Source organism: Humibacter sp. (assembly GCF_051954055.1).
Taxonomy (GTDB): Bacteria; Actinomycetota; Actinomycetes; order Actinomycetales; family Microbacteriaceae; genus Humibacter.
In genome coordinates this window covers 1-7128 of sequence record NZ_JBQCIE010000042.1, presented here as the reverse complement: position 1 = coordinate 7128, position 7128 = coordinate 1, and the positions used below count along the sequence as shown (strand labels likewise).

Sequence of the window (7128 nt, the reverse complement as noted above, 5' to 3'; positions counted from 1 at the left end):
GAAGTCGACGCACGGGATGGTGCGCCGACCCTCAGGCAGCCCGATCAGCACGCTCGGCTGCTCGAGGTGGGAAAGGATGCCGATGCGCGGGTCGTCGGACTCGATGTCCATCACGAGCAGGGCATCCACCATGGAGCCCTTCGCCGCCCGCTCCATGCCCCTCGGGTCGTCGCTGGTGAGCAGCAGGATGTCGTAGCCGTGCGTACGTGCGCGCGCCACGACCCCGGTCACGACCTCCATCACCACGTGCACGTCGACGCCGGTGCGCAGCGGGATCTGCAGGCCGATGACGCTCGTGGAGCGGGATGCCAGTGAGCGGGCTCCGGCGTGGGGGCTGAAGCCGAGAGACGCGATGGCGCGCTCCACACGGCGGCGCGTCTCGGGCGAGATCGTGCGCTTGCCGCTCATCACGTACGACACGGTCGAGATGGAGACGCCGGCTTCCTCGGCGACGTCCGCGATCGTGACCATCGGGTCCCCCCTGCCTTTGAAGAATCGTGCTCTCCCCGAAGGGGACGCGCAGGCGTTTCGACAGCGCGTGGACACGGCTCGCATGCATCTTATAAGGTCGCAGTGGTGAAGCGCTTCGACGATGTGGCAGAACGTGTGCCCGGACAGACTCCCGAGACGAGTCGGCTGTCCGGCACGGGTTCCGGCACCCTCGGAGACGGCATCTGCTTCGGCGGCGACTACAACCCGGAGCAGTGGCCGCGCGAGACCTGGGCCGAAGACGTCGAGCTGATGGTCAGAGCCGGCGTGAACCTGGTCACCGTCGGAGTGTTCAGCTGGTCGACGATCGAACCGTCTCCCGGCGAGCGACGTTTCGAGTGGCTCGACGAGGTGCTCGACCTGCTGCACGGCAGCGGGATCGCCGTCGATCTCGCGCCGCCGACGGCGTCGCCGCCGCCATGGCTAGGCCTCCGGTATCCGGAGACGCTGCCCGTGGATCGCGACGGGGTGCGCCTGGCAGCCGGGTCGCGCAACCACTACTCGCCGGCATCCGTGGTCTACCGGGAGCACGCCCGTGCGCTCGCCGTCGACCTGGCGCGACGGTACGCGAAGCACCCGGCTGTTCGCCTGTGGCACGTCGGCAACGAGTACGGCGAGCTCGACTACGGCGACGAGGCCGCGCGCGAGTTCCGCGCCTGGCTGCAGCGCAGGTACGGCTCGATCGAGGAGCTGAACGACGCGTGGGGCACCGCCGTGTGGTCGCAGGGCTACGGCTCATTCGACGAGGTGCTTCCGCCCCGCAGGGCGCCGTACCTGATCAACCCCGCCCAATCGCTCGACTTCCGCCGGTACTCCTCCGACCAGCTGCTGACGTGCTTCCGTGAGCAGCGCGACGCGATCCGCGCGGCGGGTGCCACGCAGCCCATCACCACGAACTTCATGGGCTTCTTCCCGCCCGTGGATTACTGGTCGTGGGCGGGCGAGGTCGACGTGATCGCCGACGACCAGTACCCCGATCCCGCTTCGCCGCACGCCGCGAGCGACACCGCGCTCGTGCAGGACCTGATGCGCTCGCTCGGCGACGGGCGACCATGGCTGCTGATGGAGCAGGCGATCGGCGGGGTCTCGTGGCGGAAGCACAACTTGCCGAGGTCCGTGGACGAAGCACGGCTGAACTCCTTGCAGGCGCTAGCGCGCGGAGCCGACGGCGTGTGCTTCTTCCAGTGGCGGCAGGCGCGCACCGGGCCCGAGCGGTTCCACTCGGCGCTTCTGCCGCACGCCGGCGCCGACACCGAGGTGTTCCGCGGCGCCGAACGGCTGGGCGCTGAGCTGAAGCGGCTGCGGCCGGTCGTCGGCGAGCGGGTGGATGCCCGTGTCGGAATCCTCTTCGACTGGCCGTCGTGGTGGGCGGCGGTGGAGCCGGCTCGGCCCACGGAGCGGTACAGCACGCTCGAGCAGCTGCGGCGCTGGTACCGCGTGCTGTGGCGTCATGGCGTGCCGGCGGACGTGGTGCGTCCGGGCGCCGACCTGCGCGGATACGACGTGGTGCTCGTTCCGCACAGCTACCTTCTGGAACCGCGGGCCGCCGACAGGCTCCGCGAAGCCGTCTCGCGTAGTGCCCAGGTGGTCGTGGGGGCGTTCAGCGGTGTGGCCGACGCGAACGCGGGCATCCTGCAGGGGCGGTTCCCCGTGCTGCTGCGCGACCTGGTGGGCGTGAGCGGTGAAGAGTGGATGGCCCTGCCCGACGAGCCGACGCCCCTCAGCCTCGACGCGGGATGGGATGTTGCACCGCGCGGGGAGCACTCGGCGAGCGTTCTCGGCGAACGGCTGCGATCCGACGGAGCCGACGTGCTGGCCACGTTCGGCGACGGACCGCTTGCCGGGCATCCTGCCGTGACGCGGAACCGGCACGGCGCCGGGGCCGCCTGGTACCTCGGCGCCGTCGTCTCCGACGCACTGCTCGCCGCGGTGCTCGAGGCCGCGCTGCACGACGCGGGCATCGAGAACGCACTCGGCGGGCGGGTGCGCCCCGGCAAACAGCTGCCCGACGGACTCGAGGTCGTGCGTCGCGGGCCGGCTCTCTTCCTGCTCAACCATGGTCGCAACACCGCTGGACTCGAACTGCCTGCGACCCTGCACGACCTGATGACGAACGAACGAATAGACCGTGCCACGGCGCTCGCGCCAGGAACGGCCCTGGTGCTGATCGAAGGGCGCACTACGTGAAAATCACCGATGGATTCTGGCTCACGAGGCCGGGGCTGGGGCCGCTGTACGCCGTCGAGGTCGACGACATCCGCGCGGACGAGACGGCGGGAACGATGACGGTGTACGCACCGACGAAGCCGATCCGGCAGCGCGGCGACACCCTCAACCTCGCGATGCTGACGCTGACCTTCTCCTCGCCGATGGCTGGCGTCATCAAGGTGCGCGTCGAGCGGCACGCCGGCGCGGTGCACCGTGGGCCGGACTTCGAGACGTTCGCGGATGCATCCTTCCGTCCATCGATCTCGATCGACGACGACAGCGGTGTGCTCACCTCCGGCGACCTCACCGTTCGGGTGCCGCGCAGCGGGCCGTGGCGCTTCGACTTCGAGCACGCGCGCACGCGCATCACGAGCTCGCTGCCCCGCTCGGTCGGGCACATCAGCGGCCGGGCCGGTGACGCAGAGGGCACGTGGGTGCACCAGCAGCTGTCCATCGAGCCGGGCGAGCGCGTCTACGGGCTAGGGGAGAGGTTCGGTGCGTTCATCAAGAACGGGCAGGTCGTCGACACCTGGAACGCGGACGGCGGCACCGCGAGCGAGCAGGCGTACAAGAACATCCCGCTCTACCTCACGAGCCGTGGCTACGGCGTGTTCGTCGACGACCCGGGCAACGTGTCGTTCGAGGTGGGCAGCGAGGTCAACTCGCGCGTTCAGTTCTCCGTGAGCGGCGAGGCGCTGGACTACTACGTGATCGACGGCCCGACGCCGAAGGATGTCCTCCGCAGGTACACGGCGCTCACCGGTCGGCCTGCGCAGGTGCCCGCGTGGTCGTTCGGCCTATGGCTGACGACGTCGTTCACGGCCAGCTACGACGAGGAGTCCGTGAACGCGTTCGTGGACGGCATGGCCGAGCGGGACATCCCGCTGAGTGTCTTCCACTACGACTGCTTCTGGATGCGCGAGTTCCAGTGGACCGACTTCGAGTGGGATGCCCGCTACTTCCCCGACCCGGAGGGTCAGCTGGCGCGGCTGCACGAGAAGGGCCTGCACATCTCGGCGTGGATCAACCCGTACATCGCGCAGCGGTCTGCGCTCTTCGCCGAGGCGGCTGAGGCCGGATACCTGCTCAAGCGCACCGACGGCAGCATCTGGCAGTGGGACCTCTGGCAGGCCGGCATGGGACTGGTGGACTTCACCAATCCGGCGGCCAGCGACTGGTACATCGGCAAGCTGGAGCGCCTGATGGACCAGGGCATCGACGCGTTCAAGACCGATTTCGGCGAGCGGGTGCCGGTCGACGACGTGGTGTGGCACGACGGGTCCGATCCGCGGCGCATGCACAACTACTACGCGAAGCTCTACAACGGTGCGGTGTTCCGTGCCCTCGAGAAGCGCCGCGGCACGGGTGAGGCGATCGTGTTCGCGCGCTCGGCGACGGCCGGATGCCAGCAGTTCCCTGTGCACTGGGGCGGCGATTCGGACTCCTCGTACGCGTCGATGGCCGAGTCGTTGCGCGGCGGACTGTCACTGGCGATGTCGGGCTTCGGCTACTGGAGCCACGACATCGGCGGCTTCGAGGGCACGCCAGATCCCGGGCTGTTCAAGCGCTGGCTGGCGTTCGGCCTGCTCAGCTCCCACTCGCGCCTGCACGGCTCCGACTCCGTGCGCGTGCCGTGGGCGTTCGACGACGAGTCCGTCGACATCGCTCGCGAGTTCACGAAGCTCAAGATGCGCCTCATGCCCTACCTCGCGCACGCCGCGAGCCAGGCGCACGGGGATGGCATCCCGATGATGCGGCCGATGGTGCTCGAGTTCCCCGACGACCGTGGCGGGTACGACGCCGACTGTCAGTACATGCTGGGCGATGCCCTGCTCGTCGCGCCCGTCTTCACGCCGCACGGCACGGTCGAGTACTACCTGCCTGAGGGGTCGTGGACGTCCCTGCTCGACGGCTCGACCCGCGACGGATTCCGCTGGCACACCGAGAAACACGGCTACGACTCCCTGCCGCTCCTGGTGCGCCCGGGAACGGTGCTGCCGTTCGGCGCGACGGATGACCGCCCCGACTACGACTGGGCGCACGGCGTCACCCTGCGCTGCTTCGAGCTCCCCGACGGTTACGACGAGGTCACCACCGTGCCCGGGCACGATGGCACCGCAGGCACCGAGTTCCGGGTGCGACGGAACGGAGACATCGTGACGGCGTCGAGCACGGATGCCCGCGCACCCTGGTCGCTCGAGGCGGGCGGGAGCACCGTGCATGCCGACGGAGCGGGCGAGCTGGCCATCACCTTTACCGCGTCAGGTGAGACACCGTCGCAGACCGTTTCCGAGGAAGGCGAAGCCCGATGACCGATCCCGAGCTGTTCCGCTGTGTGGATGCCCCGCTCGCGGAGCGCGCACGCGACCTTCTCTCCCGCCTCACCGGGGATGAACGCATCGCCATGCTGCACCAGGCGGCGCCGGCGATCGCACGGTTGGGCATCCGTCGGTTCCACACCGGATGCGAGGCGCTGCACGGTGTCGCATGGCTCGGCACGGCGACCACGTTCCCGCAGGCCGTCGGGCTCGCCGCCACCTGGGACACCGAACTGCTGACGAAGGCCGGCGAGGTCACATCGGTCGAGGTGCGTGCCAAGCGGGTGGCGAATCCGTCCGTCGGTCTCAACGTGTGGGCGCCGGTCGTCAACACGCTGCGGCACCCCGGCTGGGGCCGCAACGAGGAGGGCTACTCGGAGGATCCGCAGCTCACGGCCCACTTCGGCGCCGCGTACTCGCGTGGTCTGCGCGGCGACCACGAGCGGGTGTGGCGCACCGTTCCCACGCTCAAGCACTTCCTCGCGTACAACAACGAGACGGACCGGTCGACGACCTCGTCGAACCTGTCGCTGCGCACGCTGCACGAGGAGGAGCTGCCGGCGTTCCGTGCACCGATCGAGTCGGGCGCGTCGGGGGCGATCATGCTCTCCTACAACCGCGTCAACGGCATCGCCGCCCACACCCAGCCGGAGCTGGTGGCCGAGGCGCGCAGCTGGGTGGGGGAGTCCATCGCGGTCGTCTCGGACGCCGGCGCGCCCACCCTGCTCGTCACCGCCCAGCGGGAGCAGCCGGATCACGTCGCGGCCACCGTCGCGCTGCTGAGGTCGGGGATGGACTCGTTCACCGACAACGAGCAGAACGCCGCGCCGACCATCGGGTACGTGAACGAGGCGCTCGCGGCCGGACGGCTGAGCATGGACGACGTGGATGCCGCGGTGCTGCGGCTGCTCGAACTGCGGCTGCGTACTGGCGAGTTCGACGGCGACGACGACCCGTACGGCACGATCACGGCCGAGGAGCTCGATCGTCCGTCCTCGCGTGAGCTGGCGCGGGAGATCGCCGGCGCTGCGGTCGTCGTGCTGCGCAACGACGCGGGCATCCTGCCGCTGGCCGAACCGAGCAGGATCGCGGTCGTCGGGCCGCTCGCCGACGCCGTGCTGATGGATTGGTACTCCGGAACGCCGCCGTACCAGTACGGACTCGCGGCCGGCCTGGCCGACCGGTACCCGGATGCGCACGTCGAGGTGGTGACCGGGGCGGACACCGTCGCGCTCCGGTCCGCGTCGACCGGGCGGTACGTGGTCGCATCCGCCGACGGGTCGCTCGTCGCCGCGAGTGCCGAGCCGGCGGGTGAGGATGCCCGGTTCGACGTGACCGACTGGGGCGACGGCATCCTCACGCTCCGCTCCGCGGCGAGCGGTCGGCTGCTCACCGGTGCCCACTGGCCGATGCAGGCAGACGCCGAGCAGGTCGGCGAGTGGGTGGTGCACGAGAGCTTCCGCCGTCACGTGCACGCCGACGGATCCTGGTCGCTGCTGAACCTCGGAACCGGCCGCTGGGTGCGGCTGCTCCGTGACTCGGGACTGCTGGTCGCCGAGGGCGTTACCGTGGACGACGCCGAACGGTTCACCGTCCGCACGCTCGTGTCGGGGCAGGATGCCGTCGCGCGAGCCGCGGCATCCGCCGACGCCGTCTTCGTCGCGGTGGGCAACGAGCCGCACCTGTCGGGCCGTGAGACCCAGGACCGTCCGCACCTCTGCCTGCCGGAGTCGCAGGCCGAGCTCTACCGCGTGGCGCGTGCGTCGAACGAGCGCGCCGTGCTCACCGTGATCTCCAGCTACCCGTACGTGCTGCCCGACGGCGTGCGGGATGCCGACACCGTCGTCTGGTCGAGCCACGGCGGGCAGGAGCTCGGTCGCGGCCTCGCCGACGTGCTCTCCGGAAACCGGGAGCCGCGCGGTCGCCTCGCGCAGTCGTGGCCGGCACATCCGGATCAGGCGGGCGACCTCTTCGACTACGACACCGCGCGGCAGAACGCGACGTACCGTCACCAGCCGAAGCCGTACGCCTTCGCGTTCGGGCACGGATGCACGTACTCGAGCGTCGTGTACGAGGCTGTCGGACTGATCAATCCGGCGGCGACGGCGCCGAA

General features: G+C 70.0%; 4 protein-coding genes. 3 read left to right on the top strand and 1 reads right to left on the bottom strand.

Going from position 1 to position 7128, the window contains the following annotated elements:
• The coding region (locus ACTHNC_RS05665; RefSeq protein WP_440293626.1) for a LacI family DNA-binding transcriptional regulator at positions 1-471 on the bottom strand (471 nt) is incomplete at its 3' end.
• A 105-nt stretch (positions 472-576) separates the two neighbouring features.
• Between ACTHNC_RS05665 and ACTHNC_RS05660 the strand changes: the two genes are divergently transcribed.
• The 3 genes from ACTHNC_RS05660 to ACTHNC_RS05650 form a co-directional block, all read left to right on the top strand.
• On the top strand, positions 577-2676 hold the full coding sequence (locus ACTHNC_RS05660) for a beta-galactosidase (RefSeq protein WP_440293625.1): 2100 nt from the start codon (positions 577-579) through the stop codon (positions 2674-2676).
• Positions 2673-5009, top strand: coding sequence for an alpha-xylosidase (yicI, locus tag ACTHNC_RS05655; protein ID WP_440293624.1), 2337 nt, complete (start codon positions 2673-2675; stop codon positions 5007-5009). Before ACTHNC_RS05660 ends, yicI begins: the two co-directional genes overlap by 4 nt.
• Positions 5006-7128, top strand: a 2123-nt coding sequence (locus tag ACTHNC_RS05650; RefSeq protein ID WP_440293623.1) for a glycoside hydrolase family 3 C-terminal domain-containing protein, incomplete at its 3' end; no start/stop codon positions are given. The genes yicI and ACTHNC_RS05650, both read left to right, overlap by 4 nt.